The 19,827-nt window shown below is 40.5% G+C and carries 21 protein-coding genes; 4 read left to right on the top strand and 17 right to left on the bottom strand.

Going from position 1 to position 19,827, the window contains the following annotated elements; translation table 11 throughout:
- Positions 1-82: 82 nt before the first annotated feature.
- The 4 genes from ACXAFK_RS10800 to ACXAFK_RS10815 all read right to left on the bottom strand — a co-directional run bounded on the left by ACXAFK_RS10800 (position 83) and on the right by ACXAFK_RS10815 (position 4,787).
- Complete coding sequence (locus ACXAFK_RS10800) at positions 83-1,090, bottom strand: AAA family ATPase (protein WP_474957759.1); 1,008 nt, start codon at positions 1,088-1,090, stop codon at positions 83-85.
- Between the two features lie 10 nt (positions 1,091-1,100).
- The gene (locus ACXAFK_RS10805) at positions 1,101-1,721 is read right to left on the bottom strand and encodes a DUF4159 domain-containing protein (protein WP_474958165.1); all 621 of its coding nucleotides are present in this window, start codon (positions 1,719-1,721) and stop codon (positions 1,101-1,103) included.
- 81 nt (positions 1,722-1,802) lie between these two features.
- The gene (locus tag ACXAFK_RS10810) at positions 1,803-3,119 is read right to left on the bottom strand and encodes a TldD/PmbA family protein (RefSeq protein ID WP_474957760.1); all 1,317 of its coding nucleotides are present in this window, start codon (positions 3,117-3,119) and stop codon (positions 1,803-1,805) included.
- 27 nt (positions 3,120-3,146) lie between these two features.
- On the bottom strand, positions 3,147-4,787 hold the full coding sequence (locus ACXAFK_RS10815; protein ID WP_474957761.1) for a TldD/PmbA family protein: 1,641 nt from the start codon (positions 4,785-4,787) through the stop codon (positions 3,147-3,149).
- Positions 4,788-5,314: 527 nt separating this feature from the next.
- On the opposite strand from ACXAFK_RS10815, the gene ACXAFK_RS10820 reads away from it, so the two are divergent.
- From ACXAFK_RS10820 to cls, 3 genes are all read left to right on the top strand, one after another.
- Positions 5,315-5,980, top strand: a complete 666-nt coding sequence (locus tag ACXAFK_RS10820; RefSeq protein WP_474957762.1) for a peroxiredoxin — start codon at positions 5,315-5,317, stop codon at positions 5,978-5,980.
- Between the two features lie 49 nt (positions 5,981-6,029).
- Positions 6,030-7,358: an MBL fold metallo-hydrolase gene (locus ACXAFK_RS10825; protein WP_293299201.1), complete on the top strand. Its 1,329-nt coding sequence runs from the start codon at positions 6,030-6,032 to the stop codon at positions 7,356-7,358.
- A gap of 126 nt (positions 7,359-7,484) precedes the next feature.
- Positions 7,485-8,891: a cardiolipin synthase gene (gene cls / locus ACXAFK_RS10830; RefSeq protein WP_474957763.1), complete on the top strand. Its 1,407-nt coding sequence runs from the start codon at positions 7,485-7,487 to the stop codon at positions 8,889-8,891.
- Here the strand turns inward: cls and ACXAFK_RS10835 are convergent.
- The 11 genes from ACXAFK_RS10835 to ACXAFK_RS10885 all read right to left on the bottom strand — a co-directional run bounded on the left by ACXAFK_RS10835 (position 8,886) and on the right by ACXAFK_RS10885 (position 18,059).
- The gene (locus ACXAFK_RS10835) at positions 8,886-9,893 is read right to left on the bottom strand and encodes a 2-hydroxyacid dehydrogenase (protein WP_474957764.1); all 1,008 of its coding nucleotides are present in this window, start codon (positions 9,891-9,893) and stop codon (positions 8,886-8,888) included. The genes cls and ACXAFK_RS10835 overlap by 6 nt on opposite strands.
- Positions 9,894-9,913: 20 nt before the next feature.
- Complete coding sequence (locus tag ACXAFK_RS10840) at positions 9,914-10,366, bottom strand: hypothetical protein (RefSeq protein WP_474957765.1); 453 nt, start codon at positions 10,364-10,366, stop codon at positions 9,914-9,916.
- 45 nt (positions 10,367-10,411) lie between these two features.
- Complete coding sequence (locus tag ACXAFK_RS10845; protein WP_293295551.1) at positions 10,412-10,852, bottom strand: Hsp20/alpha crystallin family protein; 441 nt, start codon at positions 10,850-10,852, stop codon at positions 10,412-10,414.
- 80 nt (positions 10,853-10,932) lie between these two features.
- Positions 10,933-11,331: a hypothetical protein gene (locus ACXAFK_RS10850; RefSeq protein ID WP_224834885.1), complete on the bottom strand. Its 399-nt coding sequence runs from the start codon at positions 11,329-11,331 to the stop codon at positions 10,933-10,935.
- An 84-nt stretch (positions 11,332-11,415) separates the two neighbouring features.
- Entirely contained in the window at positions 11,416-11,844 is a 429-nt protein-coding gene (locus tag ACXAFK_RS10855; RefSeq protein ID WP_474957766.1) for a hypothetical protein, read from the bottom strand.
- Between the two features lie 12 nt (positions 11,845-11,856).
- A complete protein-coding gene (locus ACXAFK_RS10860) occupies positions 11,857-12,708 on the bottom strand; it encodes a universal stress protein (protein WP_474957767.1) in 852 nt (283 codons plus the stop codon).
- Positions 12,709-12,766: 58 nt separating this feature from the next.
- On the bottom strand, positions 12,767-13,582 hold the full coding sequence (locus ACXAFK_RS10865) for a universal stress protein (RefSeq protein ID WP_474957768.1): 816 nt from the start codon (positions 13,580-13,582) through the stop codon (positions 12,767-12,769).
- Between the two features lie 7 nt (positions 13,583-13,589).
- Positions 13,590-14,432 carry a universal stress protein gene (locus tag ACXAFK_RS10870; RefSeq protein ID WP_474957769.1) on the bottom strand — a complete coding sequence of 281 codons (843 nt, stop codon included), beginning with the start codon at positions 14,430-14,432 and terminating at the stop codon, positions 13,590-13,592.
- Positions 14,433-14,579: 147 nt separating this feature from the next.
- Positions 14,580-15,416 carry a universal stress protein gene (locus ACXAFK_RS10875; RefSeq protein ID WP_474957770.1) on the bottom strand — a complete coding sequence of 279 codons (837 nt, stop codon included), beginning with the start codon at positions 15,414-15,416 and terminating at the stop codon, positions 14,580-14,582.
- 86 nt (positions 15,417-15,502) lie between these two features.
- Complete coding sequence (locus tag ACXAFK_RS10880; RefSeq protein WP_474957771.1) at positions 15,503-16,552, bottom strand: response regulator; 1,050 nt, start codon at positions 16,550-16,552, stop codon at positions 15,503-15,505.
- Positions 16,530-18,059, bottom strand: a complete 1,530-nt coding sequence (locus tag ACXAFK_RS10885) for a sensor histidine kinase (protein WP_474957772.1) — start codon at positions 18,057-18,059, stop codon at positions 16,530-16,532. Before ACXAFK_RS10885 ends, ACXAFK_RS10880 begins: the two co-directional genes overlap by 23 nt.
- Before the next feature lie 89 nt (positions 18,060-18,148).
- Between ACXAFK_RS10885 and ACXAFK_RS10890 the strand changes: the two genes are divergently transcribed.
- Positions 18,149-18,553 carry a hypothetical protein gene (locus ACXAFK_RS10890; protein WP_474957773.1) on the top strand — a complete coding sequence of 135 codons (405 nt, stop codon included), beginning with the start codon at positions 18,149-18,151 and terminating at the stop codon, positions 18,551-18,553.
- Here ACXAFK_RS10890 and ACXAFK_RS10895 read toward each other — a convergent pair whose 3' ends face one another.
- Positions 18,554-19,375 (bottom strand): universal stress protein, encoded by an 822-nt coding sequence (locus tag ACXAFK_RS10895; RefSeq protein WP_474957774.1) that lies wholly within the window; start codon positions 19,373-19,375, stop codon positions 18,554-18,556.
- A gap of 159 nt (positions 19,376-19,534) precedes the next feature.
- On the bottom strand, positions 19,535-19,825 hold the full coding sequence (locus tag ACXAFK_RS10900; RefSeq protein WP_252079329.1) for a chaperone modulator CbpM: 291 nt from the start codon (positions 19,823-19,825) through the stop codon (positions 19,535-19,537).
- Positions 19,826-19,827 lie beyond the last annotated feature (2 nt).

Consider the following 19,827-nt stretch of genomic DNA (forward strand, 5'->3'; position numbering starts at 1 on the left):
AGAATCCAAAAGACAATTCCACCAAAAAATTCAAGTAACCTAATATTAACCATCCTTTAAAATAGAATAAAATTCAAAATCTCTATTTACCATCTTCAACTTGAATGATTTTTAGAATGTGTCTAGTCACCGTGTCTGAGGTGATGCCTTCCGCTTCTGCCCTAAAATTGACCAGTACCCTGTGTCTCAATACCGGCAAGGCCACAGATTTTAGATGGGTCAAAGTCACGGCCAATCGGCCTTCCAAAAGCGCATTGGCCTTGGCGGTCAAAATCATGGCTTGACCTGCACGTGGGCCTGCTCCCCAATCGACCCACTTTTTCACGTAGTCCACCGAAGTGGTGTCGGGCCGGGTGGCGCGTATCACATCGCTCACATATTGAATCAATCCATCGCTTATAGAAACTTCCCGAACCAACTGTTGTAATCGTATAATATCATCTCCTGACAACACCTTGTTCAATTGTGCCTTTTTGGTTCCGGTGGTTGCCTTTAAAATTTCGGTCTCTTCTTTATCTGTAGGGTAGCCAATTTTGATGTATAGCAGAAACCTATCTTGTTGTGCCTCTGGCAATACAAAGGTCCCTGATTGCTCTATCGGGTTTTGGGTGGCCAAAATAAAAAATGGCCTGTCCAGTTTATAGGTTTTATCGCCGTAGGTCACCTCGAACTCCTGCATAGCTTCCAAGAGTGCTGCCTGCGTTTTGGGTGGGGTGCGGTTGATCTCATCTGCCAAAATAATGTTGGAGAAAATTGGTCCCTTGTTGAACTTGAAGAATTTTTTGCCCGTGGTATGGTCCTCTTCCAATATTTCTGTTCCGATGATATCCGAGGGCATTAGGTCTGGAGTAAACTGTATCCTTTTGAATTTCAGGTCAATTGCATCCGAAAGGGTCCGTATCATCAAAGTTTTTGCCAATCCGGGGACACCTTCCAATAGGGCATGTCCACCTGCCAAAAAGGTAATCAACAGTTGGGCAACGGTCTCTTCCTGACCAATGATCACCTTTCCAATTTCCTTTTTCAGGGCTTTCAGTTTTTCCGAGAGCCCTTCTACTTCACTTGCAATTTGTTGTAGTTCTTTATCCAAATTCGTTTAGTTAAGAGGTTAAAGCATATAACACAATATTCACCCCGAATCGGGTATTGTCTATTTTGTACCAGCGTTTGTTCCGAAAGTCGTAATCCCATTCGCAGCCATAATCCTTGTTACTATAGAGAACACCGATCCGTCCGTTCACCACAATTGCTTTTAGGTAATCGTGGACAAGGTCGTCTCCCCAACCGTTCAGTTCTTGGGAAGTTGTGGGTGGACCATCCTCAAACTCAAAGAATATGGTATAAATTTCGTGATCATTGGGAATTTTCCGCAACTCACCCGGACCGAATATTTCTTCCATTTGACGCTCAAATGATTTGGCAAATAGACCGTCGATATCGTGATTGCAATCATCAGCAAATACAAAACCGCCATTCTGGACATATTTCTCAAAATTTTCGCGCTCCTTTTTGGTAAACTGAACCAATTTATGACCAGATATATAACAAAACGGACTTTCGAAAATTTCATCACTGGCAAGAGTTATGATTTTCTCCTGGGTATCCACTTTTAATGTGGTGTACTCCACCAAGGAGTTCAACAAATTGGAAGGCATACGTTGATCAACGTCCCAATCCCCTGATTCGTACTGCAATCGTGTAAAAAAGAATTCGTTATCCAATGACATATGGATTGTAGGCTTCAAAAAATAAAAACTGGCGGTCATATCCATATTGACCACCAGCTTTATCATTGTATTTGGTTATACTGCATCCGAAAGACTGGTGAAGGTAAAGTCACGAATCTTCATATAGGGTATTAAATTTCCGTTGATCCTTACTTGTTGTCCAAGTGATTCCAAATTATTGAGCATAATTATCGGACTCTCATTGAATCGAAAGTTTTTCACTGGAAACTTGATTTGTCCATTTTCGATGTAAAATGTTCCGTCCCTGGTCAAACCGGTATATAATAAAGTCTGTGGGTCAACACTACGGATATACCAAAACCGGGTTACAAGAATTCCTTTTTTGGTTCCTTTGATCATGTCTTCTAGGGTTTCATCTCCTCCTTCCATTATTGCGTTGCTTGCAAAAGGAACTGGATCTACGCCTTTTTGCTCTGCCCAATAGCGGTCGTAGGCCAAATTTTTAACAACACCGTTCTCCAACCATGTTGTTTTCTTTAACGGCTGACCTGCACCGTTCCAAGTGGAAGTCGGCACATCTGGATGTAACGGATCGGACCATATGTTAACTCTTTCGTCCACAATTTTTTGCCCCAATTTATTTCCACCATCCGCTGCAGACATAAAACTGCGGCCTTCATCAGCAGATCTTGCGTTAAAAGATCTGAACATGTTTTGTAACAGACCTGATGATGCGGCAGGCTCCAAAATAACCGTGTATTTACCCGGCTCAATTGCCTGTGCCTCCCTGGACATAACAGCTTTATCTATAGCGGTTTTTGATGCTTCGGCAGGATCGAACTTAGAAATATCGTTGTAGTCCCGTGTTACCCAACCTGACCCAGTACCATCATTGGTTCTCATGGTTACGGTAAAGTCCACGTTGGTCGATTGGTTATATGCGAACAGACCATTGGAATTGATCATGGCCGAAAACGACTCTGAATCATCCAAAAAGCCTGCTGCCGTTACATCTTGTGCCGAGGCAGGCACAATACTCTTGTTCGCCACTTCCGCTCTATATTCCGGAGTTACATTGGCCGTGGCTTCTTTATAAGTAATGGACTTATCGTATTCTTGAGGCCCCAACGGAGGCATAAATTCTGGGTTCTCAGGCGACAATCTCGCCAATTCTTCAGCTCTTCTTACCACTTTTTCCAAAGATGCATCATCAAATTCGTCTATGGTTGCCGTACCTACCTTTTTTCCAAAGCTGGATTGCACTACCAAACTTTGGCTTGACCTATAGCCTGCTGTCGATACCGTATTTCTAGCATATCGAATATTTCCGCTGTTACTCCCACTCAGGTTTATTTCGCAAGCGTCGGCCTTGGAAAAACTCAATGCTTTTTCCAAAATATTTTTTGCTTCTAGTTCTGTATATATTGCCATTGTCTTTATCTTTAATTAAAATACACCTTAAATGGTTCTTCCTGTGTTAATAACATTGATCCCGTTAAACCTTGATGTAGAACTGCCATGCGAGACCGCACTGATTTGCGAAGGTTGTCCTTTTCCATCGAAAAACGAACCAAACATCCTATAATCGTCCTTATCACAAATTTTCACACAAGAATTCCAAAACTCCTGGGTATTCGATTGATATGCTACATCATCCAACATTCCTACAATTTCACCATTCTTTATTTCGTAGAACAATGTTCCTCCAAATTGGAAGTTGTAGCGCTGCTGGTCAATGGAATATGATCCACGGCCCAAAATATAAATTCCTTTCTCCACATCTTTGATCATATCCTGTAAGGAATACTTCTCGGTTCCTGGCTCCAAAGACACATTCGGCATGCGCTGAAACTGAACATCTTCCCAACTTTGTGCATAACAGCAGCCATGCGATTCGTTTTGATCGATCATATGTACTTGATCTCGAATGGCTTGATAGTTTACCAGAACACCATTTCTTATCAAGTCCCATTTTTTGGTCTGTACACCTTCATCATCGTATCCAACAGCTCCCAAAGATCCCTCTTGGGTCTTGTCGGCAACAATGTTTACAATATCACTACCATATTTAAAGTTCTTGGTTTTCCATTTGTCCATGGTTGCAAAACTGGTTCCTGCATAATTGGCCTCATAGCCCAGAACACGGTCCAGCTCCAAGGGATGCCCCACAGATTCGTGGATTGTAAGGCCGAGATGGTTGGGTTCGAGTACCAGATCGTATTTACCGGCTTCAACCGATTTTGCTGTCAGCTTTTGTTTGGCCTGCTTTGCAGCCATGGTAGCATCTTCAACAATATCGTAGCTTTTACTGTACAGTTTTATGCCTTCCGGACCTGAAAGTTTTTCTGATCCTAGACCGTCCATATACTCATAGCCCATTCCCATTGGGGCACTCAATGCTTGGCGGGATTTAAATTTACCGGCCGAACGGTCGATGGCGGTAACATTGAACGTTGGCCAAATTCGATGTACATCTTGATCTATGTACGACCCATCCGTTGAGGCAAAATACTTTTGCTCATTAACCATGAACAAAGCAGAGTTGACAAAGTTGGCGCCATTTTCCATAGCGGCAGCGTTTGCGCTCAAAAGCAAGTCGACTTTTTCGGATATGGGCACCTCTTTAAAATCTTTTTTGATCGGGGTTTTCCAAGAAACCTCGCCATGGGACTGTACTGGAGCCAATACAACTGGTTCCTTTTGGATTTTTGAATTGGCCTTCGCAATTGCAACTGCATGTTGCGTTGCTATTTTAATGCCATCCTCGGTAACATCGTTGGTGGAAGAAAATCCCCAGGTACCATTGGCAATGACCCGAATTCCAATCCCGAAGGATTCTGTATTGACTACATTTTGCACTTTATCTTCCCTAGTAAAAACATATTGATTTAAATATCTTCCTATCCGGGCATCGGCATAAGTAGCTCCCATGGATTTTGCCGTATTTAGGGCAACATCCGCCATTTTCTTTTTTAGGACAATGTCCATACCTGGTTCCAGCAATGCCTCGGCGGAAATAGAATTTCCCATTAGGAGCGAAGGCATCATCATTGCCCCTGCCCCCATACCGGCATACTGCATAAAGTTTCTTCTTTTCATTTGTTAGTTATTTGATTTTATTTTTGAGTTTATCCGTTGAGCTGTTATCGTTAAAAATCAATACCCTTTTTGCTCAAGAACATCTTAAATTTAAGTAGCCCCCTATTGGCACTATGTTAATTTTAACCTAAAATCAACAAAACTGGAATTTATTTAACAAGTCCATTTCATCAATCGGTGTTTAAGATATAAAATTCTTGCACTCTTTTGGAATCGGTTCTCTGTAAATTTAATTTTGGATATGGAGATTTAGTTGTACAAGCGAAAATGAATAACCATTATTCGGTACTTATTACCTTAGTTTTACTATTGTCCTCAATATATCGTATAATCAAAACTTTGCCAGAGGATAATGTTTTTACACTTCTTTATAAAATTTAATAACTGGCCATAATTATCGACCCAATACTTTACAACCCTAATTACCGAAGTAAATAGGTCCTATGTAACAAACGTTACTTCCCAATATCATACCATAAACTATTTTTATCACATATTAAATAATAATAAACATAATCTATATTACTATGGAAAATTCCTATTTAGAAAATCAAAAAGTAAATCAGATGCCACGAATTGGCGATTTGGCACCGGATTTTGAAGCTGTTACAACCAAGGGTAAAATAAAATTTTCCGAATTTGCGAAGGATAAATGGGTAGTAATGTTCTCACATCCTGCAGATTTTACCCCTGTTTGCACCACTGAGATGAGTGGTTTTGCTCTAAGAAAGGGCGATTTTGACGCATTGAATACCGAACTTATCGGATTAAGTATAGATAGTATCCACGCCCATTTGGGATGGGTACAAAATGTTAGGGAAAACACCGGCGTATATTTCGATTTCCCAATTATTGCGGATTTGGACATGAAGGTTTCCAAATTGTACGGCATGCTTCAACCTAACGAAAGTGAAACTGCCGCTGTACGAGCTGTATTTTTTATAGATCCTTCCAAAAAAATTAGATTGATCATGTACTACCCTCTAAACGTTGGTAGAAATATGGCCGAAATACTGCGTGCACTAAAGGCACTTCAAACGGCGGACAAGCATAAGGTCGCCATGCCTTTGGATTGGAAAAAAGGAGATAAAGTTATAGTTTCTCCTCCCAAGACCTTGGATGAATTGAACGAGAGAATTGCAGATGATTCCTTGGAAAAGGTAGATTGGTACCTTGCCAAGAGAAGCATATAAAAAAATAATCATGGGATGCCCTAAAAAGGGCATCCTAAAATCTCAAATTATGGAAATAAAACAGTTTGAATATAAGCCTTTAGCCCACTATTCCTATGCAATTGTGGACAATGGTGAAGTGGCCGTTATAGATCCAGAAAGGAACCCTATGCAGTATTATGCATTTGCACAAGAACATAATGCAAAAATAGTCGCTGTAATTGAAACCCATCCTCATGCAGACTTTGTGAGCTCCCATGTACAAATAGCAAAGGAAACAGGGGCCTCCATATATCACAGCAAAGATTTGGGTGCCGATTATGCCTTTAAACCTTTTGATGAAGGACACCGCTTAATGATCGGCAGTATTAAAGTTTCGGCATTGAATACGCCTGGGCATTCTCCAGATAGTATTACCATTGTTGCGGAAAAAGACGGAAAAACAGCTTTGTTTACAGGGGACACCCTTTTTATTGGTGATGTCGGTCGACCCGATTTGCGCGAAAAAGCGGGCAACATGACAGCAAAACGTCAAGAACTTGCCGAAATGATGTACCATACCATCCAAAACAAGTTTAAGAATCTGCCCGATGAAGCCTTGGTCTATCCCGCACATGGTGCCGGTTCTCTATGCGGCAAAAACTTAAGCTCCGACAACAGTAGTACCCTGGGCAACGAAAGAATGGGAAACTGGGCCTTTAAATCACAATCCAAGGATGAATTTGTGGATACGCTTTTGGACAGCCAACCCTTTATACCCTCTTACTTCGGCTTTAATGTGGATGTGAACCGAAGAGGCCCTGAAAATTTAAGAACATCAATATCCAAAGTGCCTTTTCGTTTAAACTATGGCACTGATGGTTTAATTATTGATGTGAGGGACGAAGTCCAATTTAAAAAAGGGCATTTACCGGGCAGCATCAATATTATGGCAACTTCAGAAGACTCTAAATTTGAAACATGGCTAGGGGCAATTGTTCAGCCCGAAGAACCTTTTAGCCTTGTTGTTGAAAATCCGGAGGACCTCGAAAATATACTGCAACGGGTAGCAAAGATCGGATACGAAAAACAGCTGAATTTGGTTTTGACAATGGACAAAGACAAAAGTGTTGGGAGTAAACGATTGAATTTGTCCGATTTTAAAACCCATCCAGATAAATACACCATTGTGGACATCCGAAACCAAAGTGAAATTGAGGAGGGCAAGTATTTTGAAAAAGCTATTGCAATACCCTTGAACGATTTAAGGAAATCAATTTCCAAAATACCCTTGGACAAACCTATAATTGTTCACTGCGCAGGAGGGTACCGTAGCGCCGCAGGAAGCAGTATAATAGCTAAGGAAAATCAAAAAGTGCCCGTTTACGACCTTGGCGAAAGCATTAAGGATTTTATTTGATCCTATGACCCCTTCTTAAAAGAAGGGGTCATAAATGTTTATCTCAATTTTGCGATTGAAAGACGCGTACCCACCAATTACTTTTGCTAACTTGTCGGTGGTTTACAAATTGTATCCAATACAAAGATGCTCGTTCCCATTCTTATTACACTTTATGTAATCATCTCCCTAACAATGGTGATCAGCCTTTTGCTGAACGGTGTACGCCCCAGTAAAACGCTGGCTTGGCTTTTGGCCATATTTACCATCCCAGTGGCAGGTGCACTTCTTTATATTTTATTTGGCCGAAACCGACGGAAAAGCAAAATGTTCTCCCAAAAACATCAAATTGCTCCAAATGATCAATTTAAAAATGAAGATTGTCGTCCAGGGATCTCAGCAAACAAGGAAAAAATCACTTCTTTGATCAGCAATACCTCCAAATGCCCGGTTACCTGTTATAACCATTTAGAATTGCTCAAAGATGGAAGAAACACTTTCGAAAGCATTTTTAATGCCTTGGAGGAAGCCAAAGAGCATATTCATTTGCAATATTATATTTTCGAGGACGGTCTTTTGGCCGATAAATTATTGGAGGTTTTTGAAAGAAAGGTAGCTGAAAATGTCACCATTCGCCTCCTTTATGATGGTATTGGCAGCTACTCCCTAAGCAAAAAGTATTTAAAAAAACTCAAGGGCATCGGGGTGGAGACGGCACAGTTCCTGCCTTTTAAATTTGGAAGATTCCTTTCTTCCCTTAACTATAGAAACCATAGAAAGATCATAGTTATCGATAATAAGATCGGGTTTACGGGGGGCATCAATATTTCCGACAAATATCTGAAAGGAGATCCCGCTCTAGGCAAATGGCACGATACCCACTTAAAAATTGAAGGCGAAGCTGTGGATTTCCTCAACCGCACTTTTGTAACCGATTGGTTTCTGGCAAGTGCAAAAAAAGTAGACCTGAATACATTAAATATCTACCGGACGCAAAAAAAATACACATCGCTCCAAATGGTTCCCAGTAGCCCCGACGACGATTTTGATGTTATGGAGCAAGTGTATTTTTCCATAATAAACAGTGCGGAAAAATACCTCTACATCGTTAATCCCTATATTATTCCCAATCACGCCATTTTACAAGCATTGATCACCGCAGCGCTCAGCGGGGTGGATGTAAAGATATTAATGTCCTCCAGTACCGATATCAAGTTGGTGGATTGGTGTGTGCGTGCCTATTTTGAATCTTATCTAAAGGCAGGTATAAAAATTTATCTGTACGAAGAAGGCTTTTTACATAGCAAGGTAATGTTGTGCGACGATGAGATTGCAAGCATTGGAACGGCCAATTTGGACAACAGGAGCCTGCAGCAGAATTATGAGGCACAAGTTTTTGTCTACGACAACGAGCTTTGCCGCAAAATGAAATCCGATTTTTTGTCGGATTGTGATAAGTCCACCCTCTTGTCCGATTACGAAAAATTTAAATCGCGCTCTTGGGGCAAAAAACTGATCGAAGGTTTTGCCAAACTTTTAAGTCCGCTTCTATAAAGTGATTGTCTGGAACCCCAATTCGTTTTTACAGCTCCTGCCCTCCTCCCAACAATCCAAGTTATAAATGGTGGTTTCCGCAATGCGCTCAAGCGCCTCTTTGGTGGCAAAAGCGTGGTGAGGGGTCAATAACACATTTGGCATATCGATCAACTCTTTCAACAGCTCGTCGGCAATGCCCGATTTACCGTTATCCTTAAAAAAAATACCCCTTTCCTGTTCATAAACATCGGTTGCATACCCTCCAAGATTTCCATTTTTAAGGGCGGTTATAACATCATTGGTCTTTACGATCCCACCGCGAGCTGTGTTCACCAACAATGCCCTCTTTTTCATAACGGAGAACAGCGTTTTATTAAAAATATGGTGTGTTTCGTAGGTCAATGGCGTGTTGATACTGATTATATCCGATCTACGGCACAGTACTTCCAAGGGAACATACTCCACTTCGTAATGGTTTTCCAAATACTGGTTACGTTCTATATCGTTCGCCAATACTTTACACCCGAAAGCATGAAAGATCTTTACTAAAATAGAGCCTATTCTACCTGTTCCAAAAATACCCACGGTTTTGCCAAAGATTTCAGTACCGATCAGATTGTCCAACATAAAATTATATTGTTGCACCTGGGCATTGGCCAAAATCAACTTCCGATTTATTGCCAAAGTAAGTCCCACTGTATGTTCGGCAATGGCATGTGGCGAATATTCCGGAGCATAAGCGATTTTGAGCCCAATCCGCTTGGCAGACTTAACGCTTACATTATTGTAGCCCGTAGATCGTAGTGTTATATATTTTACTCCCAGATCCTGAAGAATTTCCAGTACCACCAAAGAGGCATCATCATTGGAGAATATACAGATGGCATCGAAGCCAGCTGCCATTACCGCGGTCGTGGCATTGAGCGCTTCCGGCACAAACTTTAAGTTGTGTTTGCCATCGTTCACTTTTTTTAAATGGTCTATCTCAAAATCCTTGGCACTGTAAACGAGTACTTTCATGTTTTTTGGTATAACTTGGGTTAATTGAGCAATCTTTTTTGTTTTTTGCGCTTGATTACGTCGGACACGATATCAAAAATCCTGATCTTGGATTCCCTATATTTTATAATATAATCGGACACTTCCATGCCCAGATCGTTATGTGTGTCCAAATAGGCGGACTCCATTTTTTCTTGATTGATATCGTCCACCATGATCTGAAGTTGGTTTTCGTGCAATTGTACTTTCTTGAGGAGTTCCACCAACTGCTTCTCCATTTTGTTCAAGTTTTCCACAACAGGCTGAACGGTCTTGAACATATCGGAATCTATAATATCCAAAGTATAATCTTTGACCATATGGTTCAAAAACTGTTGCTCGTCCGCGGCAAATTGCAATTCGGAGAGCCATTCTTTGGATTCTTGGTGCAACTCATCTGCACTGAACCATTCCCTAAACTTTCTTTTAATAGGTTTTGCTTCCATTGTTTCCATACATTTAGCGGTAGATGAGAGAGCCCCATCTACCGCAATTTCAACTTATACTACTTCGATTACCTTTTTGTGACCATCCTTGGCTTCGTCCATTTTTAGGACATTAAGTTTTAGAATGCCATTTTTATACATTGCCTTCACATCTTTTGTCCGGTCGACGGAATTGGGCAATTGTAAACTTCTTTTAAACGCATTGTAGTTGAACTCCCTCCTGGTAAAATTTTCGTCCTCCTCGGTATCTTCTTTACTTTTTTGGGCAGACACTTCCAATACATCATCTTTCATAGTGATTTTGAAATCTTTTTTTTCGAATCCCGGTGCGGCAAATTCAATTTCAAAATCATCTTTGTGTTCCTTAACGTTCATTGATGGATGGTTTTTTTCTAGATTGAAAAAGTCATCGTCAAAAAACGTATCACGATTGAAAAAATCAATCAGTCTCTCATTCCATGGAAATCGTTTTCCATCCAACTTTACAAGTGACATAATTACATTTTTTAATGGTTAATGAACATGTAACAATCCGGCACAGATCAAAGGGATATCCCCTTTTGATCATGCCAGCACTAGGGCTTCTTTTTCTTTAGTATAGATCCGGCATATTCGTAAACTTCCTTTTTTTGGTCAAGATAGGATTTGATATAGCCCGTGACATTTGCTTTCAGGTCCAGATGATTTTCGTAGTATTGACTATCGCTTTCTTCTTGTGTACATTCAAAAATACCGCCAAGTCTATTCCCATGTATTTTAATGGATTCCAGTAGCGATGCCCTTTGCTGCTTTGAAGCGTTGAAAAGCTGTTTAAAGTTCTCCAACCGTTCAAACAGGTTGGGCGTTCTTGGTTCAAAAATGTAAGAATCAAGTAATTTTTGGATAAACACCATCTCGTCCCCGATAAACTGAATGTAAGATTTCCAGTTTTGAAGATCGTCTCGCATCACCTCTATTTTCCTCTCCCATGCCATTATCTTGGAGTTCGATTGAATTTTACCGTTGAAAATAGGGTTTAGCCCTTAGTTTTAAAATGATCTAAATCATTTTGCTCACTTTTATTTATCCGCAGGATATCGGTCGTCCAGACCAAAAGATTGTTTTACCAACGCTTTAAACTGGTTTTGGGACATACTGTCCGTAGTTTTGGTCATCTTTATTTTGTTGGCCAATCCAGGATGTTTCGTCCGCAAAGCCCCTACTAATTTTTCCGGTGTTTCGGCAGGACCAAATATGGCTATCTCGTCCGCATCGGAAATTTTTTCCGCAATCTTCTCAAAATAGTTTCTTAGTTGATGCTTTTCCTTTTCCAGGTATTTACTGTCCTGCACCACGTCTTGTGGGCCCCATTTGGTCTTGGAACGAGAACCGCCTCTAGGGTTAAAAAAATCGAGTTCCGATGGAACTGTAAAAAGACTTTCCTTCCCATTTTCCAATACCACGCCGTTGGCTTCTTGTTTATCCAACCAAATTCCTATCTGTTTCATAGTTACAATTTTTTAGTTATCGTTAAGTTCCAATATGGGCACTTTGGGGTCGTACCCTATTTTCTTCACCAAAGGATTGGTAAGTATGCTTCCAAAAAATAAGTGCTTTCTGTTCAAAAAGGCGATCATATCACATTTGTGCCTATCGACAAATGCGTTGATCCCATCACTGATCTTAGCTGCAGGCTCAAAGTGCATCCGGTGCGTTACCCCTTCCAGAATTTCTTGGAGCAATTCCTTATTGCCCTGCTCTTTCCTGTCCAGTTTACAGTCTTTGTCCTTATCAATGTGCAATACATGGATGGTAGCATTGAACAATTGTGCCAACTCGATTACATCTGCCATCTCTTTTTTCTTAAAAGGGGACTTATAATCGGTAGGAAAAACAATTTCCCTTGGTTCTTCGAACATATAATTATTGGGCACTGCAATTACGGGGCACTCCCTGATCCGTTCCATTACATTTACGGTATTGGTGCCGAATATCCGAGCCTTGGATTCGGTGATACCTTTGGTTCCCATGATGATCATATCGATATCTTTTTTATCCACAACATGTCTGATCGCCTCGGTAACACTGTTAAAGGTCGTTATGGTATGGAATTCGTGCTTATGGTTCTGTGGATGGAGTCTGACCATTTGCATTAGTCGCTCCATACCTGCTTCCGCTTCTTGTTTTGCAGCTTCGTAGTACGGTTCGCCTGTTTCCGGGACCCTCATGCTATCCAAGGTGTAGCTGGATATATGGAACGCATTGAGAATATAAAAGTCGCAGTGTACTTTTCTATACAACTCCAGGGCGTACCTAATGGCGTTCAACGCATTTTTGGAATAATCGGTAGGCAACAAAATCCTTTTGTCCATACGTAATCTCATTTTCCTGAAATTTACTATGAACCAATAGTTTACGCTATGATTTTCGTCAACTTTGGCGGTTGGGCAAAATTAAAAAAGGGACTTTTAATTTGGTATTCAGTTCCTTTATGATGCCATTGCCTATAAACTCCAAAAAGAAGTGGTGCGGGTAGTACACCATGCAGAGCATATCTATTTTCCAGAGATCTACAAATTCCAAAATCGTGTTCACCTTGCCATCGAAAATGGGCAACTCGACCTCTTTTCCACTTTTATGGGCAATCGCATTTAAAAATTGGGTTCTGTTCTTTTCGGCAGTATCGTTCCCTTTGTTTTCTTGAATGCGCATTGGCACAACAACACTATCCATCAATTCACTGAAAAAAATGATGGCCTTACTATTTTCTTCTGCAATAGGATAGGTATAATTGGATGTAAAAGCCAGTTTATCCACCTTTTTAAAATCGATTTCCAAGGGCACGATCAATACAGGGCAATGGGTTATTTCTCGAACTAACTGCATGGCATTGTTCCCGAATAGAATATGTTTGACTTCTTCTTGTGCCTTGTTTCCAATTACGGTAAGGTCCACTTTGTTTGTTTTGGCATAATCAGCAATCCCCTCGGGTAAATCGGAGCATAGCGATATTTTTTTATAGTCATGGTTCGAATTCTCTCCTACATCCCTGATCAGCCGATGTACCAATGCATCCAATCCTTGGGCCGATTCCAATTGGGCTTCTTCCTTTTTTGGATCGTTCTTGGTACTGCACACATTTACAATATGAAATGTACTTTTCTTGTTCTTGAACAATTTAGCGGCATAGAACAGCGCATTGTAAGAATTGTTTGAAAAATCGGTGGGTACTAAAATCTGTAACATAATTTAATTATTGGTTATAGGGGAGAACCAAAAAAGGAACTCTGGCATGTAACCCTATATTTTTAATGATCGGTTCTATAAAAAGGCGTTCAATAAATGAGTGTTTGTTTTTCACCATGGCCAACAGTTCGACCTGGGCCTTGTTCTGGAACCCATTGATGCCTTCTACCAGTTCTTGGTCCGGTAAATCGTAGAAAACAGTATTCTCTTCTAACAACATGCCCTGCAAATAGGTTTTGTTCTTTTCTTGATCGGCATCCAATCCGCTTGGCGATGATACATGTAAAACATGCAGTTTAGCATGCCATAGTTTGGAAAGTTTGAGTAAAAAATCAATATTGGCCTTATCGTAATCTACTTCAAAATCGGTTGGAAACAATATATTGTGTGGGGGTTTAAACTCAAAAAACGAGGGTATGGCAAGAATTGGAACACTAGTTCTCTGAATTACATGCACCGTATTGGAGCCAAATAAAATTTCCTTCGCTCCTGTTGCCCCTTGTGTACCCATTACCACAAAATCGATGTTCTCCTTATTGGTTATGGTTGCGATTTCATCTGTCAACGAATTAAAAGCAGCGTGGGTTACATACGTGTGGGTCGGTATATTGAACTGTGCCTTGATTTTTTGCCTTGTTTTTTCCAAAGCTTCTTCGGCTTTGTACTTTTCTGTATCGGGCAATCCCAATTGGCCCGGGCTGCCCAAAGTATAATCGGCCCTGTACACTGGTGGGGTATATGCATGTACCAGGTAAAAAATACAAGTAGACTTTTCCAACAGTTTTACTGCATAGGAAATGGCATGGAATGCATTATCTGAAAAATCGGTGGGCAATACAACTCTGAACATAGCTCAATTATTTAAAATCCCTTATCGTAACAAAGCTATTTAGCTAGTTTATTCTATACTATGATTTCCATCACCTATCACAAAAACTTGAGGATTATCGGTTTAGGTATCACATACAAAAACCAATCGAACGATTTAATTAAAACACTACTCGTGAATTACGTAAAATGGAATTTTGGTATGAAAACTTATTTGCTCCACTATGGAATCGAACAGAATCTGTTGTATAAAATTTAGGTTTTTGGCCACCATGATCATCATATCGACCTCCCTGCTCTCCGCAAAGCATTGTATGGCCGACTTTACCTTTTGATTGGTAATGGTATGAAAACTGTGCACCTTCGGAAAGGTCTCTTCCATAAAGTCCATAAGATATTCCTTATTTTTCTGTTGCTCTTCACTTAGGGTATCACCATATTTCAAGGCATTCATGATTCTTAGCTGTGCATTGCTGCACTGAACCATTTCCACCATGGGGCGCAAGATCTTTAAGGAATAAAATATATTAAAGTCTGTAGGGAAAGCTATTTCTCGGGGTTTGGACAAATCAACATGCTGCGGAACCACGAGAGTATTGCACTGCACTTTGGTAATAACATCGCCGGCATTGCTTCCCACCACTTTTTCCCGAACACCGGAAACACCTTTGGTACCCATTACAATAAGATGGATATCTTGTTCTTCCAGATGTTTTTTTATGATCGGAATAAAGAATCCATACTCGTGCAAAGCGAAAAAAAAGTGATTGGCCTCAGTACTTTTTTTACGTTCCGCCCGTACCAGATCATTCAGTCGCCTTTTAGTATTTTTTCTGGTCTCGTCCGTTTTTTCTCGAAGCGATTCTGCATCAGCTTTGGTATCCAGTAGGGTGCCAACATATAACACGTAGAAATTACATTCTAAACCGCTAAGCAGCACTTGGGCATACTTTAATGCCTGAATGGAATTTTCCGAAAAATCCGTGGGGACCAGAATATTCTTCATTTGTCATAAATTGATGGTGCAAGATTGCTATTGATTAAAACAAACGGAATGATAAATATCACTTGCCCTATTTATGACGTAATTTTTTAGTGGACCTGCTCCAATGCCTCTGGTTCCAACACAAGAATATTTCTATTTTCTATGGCAATTAGTCCTTCATGCTTAAAATCGGAAAGGGTTCTGATCAGGCTCTCGGTGGCAATGCCTGCCACTCCGGCCAAATCGCTGCGCGCAATTTTTAATGGTCCACGTTTGTTCTTGTTTATTGCCCGGGAAAAACGCAATAAGGTCTGTGCGGTTTTTTTTCTTACCGAACTATAGGCCATTTGCAGCAATTGTTTTTTAATGTCGGACAAATTATCGGTGATTACATCCATCAGTTCCAAGGAAACGCTTTTATTATCTTCCAAAATTGCCTTGACCTTTTCCTTGGAGATTCCTGCTAACTCAACATCTTCAATGGCAATGGCATATTCCTGATAGGGCAAATGGTCCGTTAGGGATGTAAATCCCAAAAAATCGTCTTCCGAATATATAGCGGTAATCAGCTCCTTGCCCTCTTCGTCCAAGGCACAGCTCTTTATGACCCCTTTTAATATGAGGTAAACCATATTGGAATGATCTCCTCTATTGTAGATAATGTCGTCCTTGGCATAAGAAAGCAACTGACCATGGTCGTCAAAAAAGTTTTTGAGCTCGTTCAGAGATCGTATTTCACCCTCCCCATTTTTATTAATGGATTCATTGGATAGGACGACTTGCATTTGTTCAGCTTTTTCCAGTCGGCAGGTTATGGCTCCCAATAGCTCCTCCTCTTCGAACGGCTTGGTCAAATAGTCATCTGCACCAAGGTTCATACCCCTTCTTACATCTTGCCTTTCCGTTTTTGCCGATATAAAGATAAACGGGATATACCTTGTGGATTCCTTTGTAGATAATTCCTCCAATACCTCGTACCCATCCATTTCCGGCATCATGATATCGCAAAGAACCAGATCGGGACGTTCCTTTATGGCCATTGGAACGGCTATTTTTCCATTTGATGCCGAACATACGGTATAACCGGACAATTCCAACAGTTCCGCTACATTCTCCCTTAGCGAGGTGTCATCCTCAACCAGTAAGATTTTTTTCATTTTCCTTGTTTTTAATTGGTATGTGCAGTGTAAATGTGGATCCTTTTTCCCTGTTACTTTTAAAAGTAACATTCGCATCGAGGTTATGCATATGTTGCCTCACAATATTCAACCCGATTCCGGTTCCTTGAACTGTAAGTACATTGGAGGCCCGGTAGTACCTATCAAAAATAAAGGGTCGGTCTTCTGGTGGTATTCCAAAGCCTTCGTCGACCACCTCAATATTCAATTGTTCCTGCTCCATGGTTACCCTAAGCTCTATATCCGTTTCCTCGGGAGAATATTTTATCGCATTATGGACCAAATTGGATAAGGCCAGAACAAGCATTTTCTCATCAAAATCCAATACAATACCATCGATATTGTTCGGGTATTTTATTCGTTGTCCTTCTTTTAGCAGCATATTGGCATCGTAGATCACTTCATTGATCACCTTGCTCAAGGGGAATGTGGTCAACTCATATTTTACCTTGCCCAGCTCCAACCGTTCTATGGACAAAAAGTCCGTTAGGATACCATCCAAGTACTTTACTTTTGATTTAATAGTGGCAATATGTTTGTCCCTTTTGTTTTGCTGTTCGGATTCGGTGTATTTGGCCAATAACGATGTTGAGGTGAGAATGCTGGTCAACGGCGTCTTAAACTCGTGCGACACCAATGAGAGGAACTTTGTTTTAAGTTCATTGAGCTTCTTTTCGGCCTTTAGGGCCTCTTGCAATTGTTGTGTTCTTTCCTCGACGGTCTTCTCCAGTTGCTGGGTATAATTTTTCCTTTCCGTAATATCCAAAACAATGGCCACAAATACTTTTCGTTTCCCTATAAAGGAAATCTGTAAATGTACCTCAACAGGATAGGTAGATCCGTCTTTGCGCTTATGTTCTGTTTCAAATACAACCTTTTGTTTGCGTTTGGACAACAATGGGGAAACCAAACGTCTCATTACCGCTTCCGAAAGGCTCGGTTTAATATCCAACACCGACATTTGTGCCAACTCTTGCATGCTGTAGCCCAAGTTTTTTTGAGCCCCGAGGTTTACATTGATAAAAACCAATGTTTCTGGATCAAAAACATAGATTTCATTTAGGGATTCATCAAAAATTTTAAACCAATAATCTATGGTTTCTTTGGCCTTCTTTTTTTCGGTGATATCCATGATCAAGGCCAATACATACTTTTTACTGTTCAATTTAAAAGGATTGAGGCTAATTTCCAGTGGAAACTCATCCCCATTTTTACATCGACCGAGCAAATCCAAGCCTTTACCCATCTGCCGGGCCTTTCCATGGTGCATAAAACCAGAAACAAGTTTGCCATGGTCGGCTCTGGAGCTTTTGGGTATCAAAATATCCAATGGTTCGCCGATAAGCTCTCCTTCACCATAGCCAAACATTACATTTGCCGCATGGTTGCTAGCCGTAATGCTATGTTGGTCATTCACAATCAGGATTCCCTCAGAAATGATTTCCGATAAAATATCCAGTACGTCTATTTCTTTAAATCCTTCCATATCAGTAAATAAATTTACTGATTTACATCATGTAGAAAAACTTTACGGATAACTATATTTATTAATTGAGCACTTAAACACAGAAGATCATGGCACACAGGACGAAAATGGGCAACGAACTATATCAGAATTTGGGGAAACTATTCTATGCCATGGCCATGGCCGATCACAGTGTGCATATGAACGAAATGGAGAAATTGAACGAGGTGGTCCGTGAGCAATGGTTGGAAGTAGATGATATTGAGGACGAATTTGGTGCCGACGCCGCACTACAGATAATCACCGTTTTTGATAGGTTATTGGAATATGAAAAAGACCCCGAGGAAAATTATGAAGAATTCGAAGCTTTTTATACGGAGCACGAACTGTTATTTACCCCAAAGATCAAAAATTTGGCCATGTCCACTTCGAGAGCGATCACAGCTTCGATTTATGGCAGCAACAAATCGGAATTGATCTTATTGGGGCGTTTACAGCTGCTTTTTGACCGTTGATCACATTTTTATCGTCATAACAGGCATTTGCGCATGGTTGGAAACATTTTCGGCCAAACTGCCCACAACAAAATGTGCCAGACCTTTTCTACCATGTGTTGGAATTACCAATAGATCGGCATTCTTTTCCTGACAATACTTAAAAATTCCGCGTTCTACACTTGGGTGACTGTAGAAATTAATGTTGACGTCCTTGCCCAACTCTTTTTTAAAGGCTTCCAGTCTTTTATCCACAATGTCGTATCCAATGAAGTTGGCCCCTGTGGTATTCACATAGACCACTTCTAAACTAGCATTGAACAATTTGGCAAAGGTATCGGCCTTAATATAAGCAGATACACTTTTATTGTCAAAATCAGTGGCCATGACCATTTTCTTTATGGTAAAATCTTGGTGTGGTTTTTTGATCACTATTACCGGAACATTGGATGTACGTACCACTTTTTCCGTATTGGACCCAACAAAAAGTTCGCTTATCCCGCTGGTACCGTGAGAACCCATCACCACCAAATCACAATTTTTCTCTTCGGCCACATTATTTACCTCCTCAAAGTCTTTGTAGTTTTGGATAATGGCCTCTAGCGATATTCCTTTGAGGTATTCTTTTTCTGTATATTGTTTGATTTTATCCTTTGCCAAATTAAGATAGTATTTGGCTTCTGCCTCCTCTGCGATCTCGGAATTGGCCAGAACCGAATCGGACATTCCTATCATATGAAGCAAAACAATGCCTGCATTATGCTGTTTGGCAATAATGGCGGCTACATGCAAAGCATATTCCGAGTGTTCGGAAAAATCAACGGGAACCAGTATTTTTTTCATAATATCCATGGTTTGCGAAAAATGTCATTGGCTACCAAATCAAATACTGCCTTTTTCGGCAATACCCTGTACCATTTCCATTTTTTTATTTCGACTAAAAATAGGTTTCGTGTATTTTAATTCCAATGATCTAGGTCATATCCAAACCTCGATCGGATTTTACTCCAATCTGTCCAGTTTCTTTTTAAGTGAGGCGACCTCTTGCTGTAAACTTTCCACCTGCCCCAAAAGATGGTGTACGGCTTGTATCCCTTCCGGGTTTATATCGAGGTCATGATGCAGACGCACCATTTTTTCCAAAAGGGGAAGATCGTCCAGGTGGAGCATTCCCGCTTCTTTTTCCTGTTGGACCTGCAAAATTTCGTATTCGTACATGGAATAGATAAAAGATTCGCCTACCCCATGGTTTTCACAAAATGTTTTGATCGATATAAAGTTTTCTTTTTTCATGA

It is taken from the genome of Flagellimonas sp. ABD4_174 (genome assembly GCF_056160185.1).

Excerpts from the sequence above, each read along its gene's own strand:
- ACXAFK_RS10870 (WP_474957769.1), bottom strand. The coding sequence starts at position 14,432 with ATGTTCAGAGTTGTATTGCCCACCGATTTTTCAGATAATGCATTCCAT.
- ACXAFK_RS10895 (WP_474957774.1), bottom strand. The coding sequence starts at position 19,375 with ATGAAAAAAATACTGGTTCCCGTTGATTTTTCCGAACACTCGGAATAT.
- ACXAFK_RS10865 (WP_474957768.1), bottom strand. The coding sequence starts at position 13,582 with ATGTTACAGATTTTAGTACCCACCGATTTTTCAAACAATTCTTACAAT.
- ACXAFK_RS10825 (WP_293299201.1), top strand. The coding sequence starts at position 6,030 with ATGGAAATAAAACAGTTTGAATATAAGCCTTTAGCCCACTATTCCTAT.
- ACXAFK_RS10860 (WP_474957767.1), bottom strand. The coding sequence starts at position 12,708 with ATGGACAAAAGGATTTTGTTGCCTACCGATTATTCCAAAAATGCGTTG.
- ACXAFK_RS10845 (WP_293295551.1), bottom strand. The coding sequence starts at position 10,852 with ATGTCACTTGTAAAGTTGGATGGAAAACGATTTCCATGGAATGAGAGA.
- ACXAFK_RS10855 (WP_474957766.1), bottom strand. The coding sequence starts at position 11,844 with ATGAAACAGATAGGAATTTGGTTGGATAAACAAGAAGCCAACGGCGTG.
- ACXAFK_RS10815 (WP_474957761.1), bottom strand. The coding sequence starts at position 4,787 with ATGAAAAGAAGAAACTTTATGCAGTATGCCGGTATGGGGGCAGGGGCA.
- ACXAFK_RS10875 (WP_474957770.1), bottom strand. The coding sequence starts at position 15,416 with ATGAAGAATATTCTGGTCCCCACGGATTTTTCGGAAAATTCCATTCAG.
- ACXAFK_RS10820 (WP_474957762.1), top strand. The coding sequence starts at position 5,315 with ATGGAAAATTCCTATTTAGAAAATCAAAAAGTAAATCAGATGCCACGA.
- ACXAFK_RS10835 (WP_474957764.1), bottom strand. The coding sequence starts at position 9,893 with ATGAAAGTACTCGTTTACAGTGCCAAGGATTTTGAGATAGACCATTTA.
- cls (WP_474957763.1), top strand. The coding sequence starts at position 7,485 with ATGCTCGTTCCCATTCTTATTACACTTTATGTAATCATCTCCCTAACA.
- ACXAFK_RS10900 (WP_252079329.1), bottom strand. The coding sequence starts at position 19,825 with ATGAAAAAAGAAAACTTTATATCGATCAAAACATTTTGTGAAAACCAT.
- ACXAFK_RS10850 (WP_224834885.1), bottom strand. The coding sequence starts at position 11,331 with ATGGCATGGGAGAGGAAAATAGAGGTGATGCGAGACGATCTTCAAAAC.
- ACXAFK_RS10880 (WP_474957771.1), bottom strand. The coding sequence starts at position 16,552 with ATGAAAAAAATCTTACTGGTTGAGGATGACACCTCGCTAAGGGAGAAT.
- ACXAFK_RS10885 (WP_474957772.1), bottom strand. The coding sequence starts at position 18,059 with ATGGAAGGATTTAAAGAAATAGACGTACTGGATATTTTATCGGAAATC.
- ACXAFK_RS10890 (WP_474957773.1), top strand. The coding sequence starts at position 18,149 with ATGGCACACAGGACGAAAATGGGCAACGAACTATATCAGAATTTGGGG.
- ACXAFK_RS10810 (WP_474957760.1), bottom strand. The coding sequence starts at position 3,119 with ATGGCAATATATACAGAACTAGAAGCAAAAAATATTTTGGAAAAAGCA.
- ACXAFK_RS10840 (WP_474957765.1), bottom strand. The coding sequence starts at position 10,366 with ATGGAAACAATGGAAGCAAAACCTATTAAAAGAAAGTTTAGGGAATGG.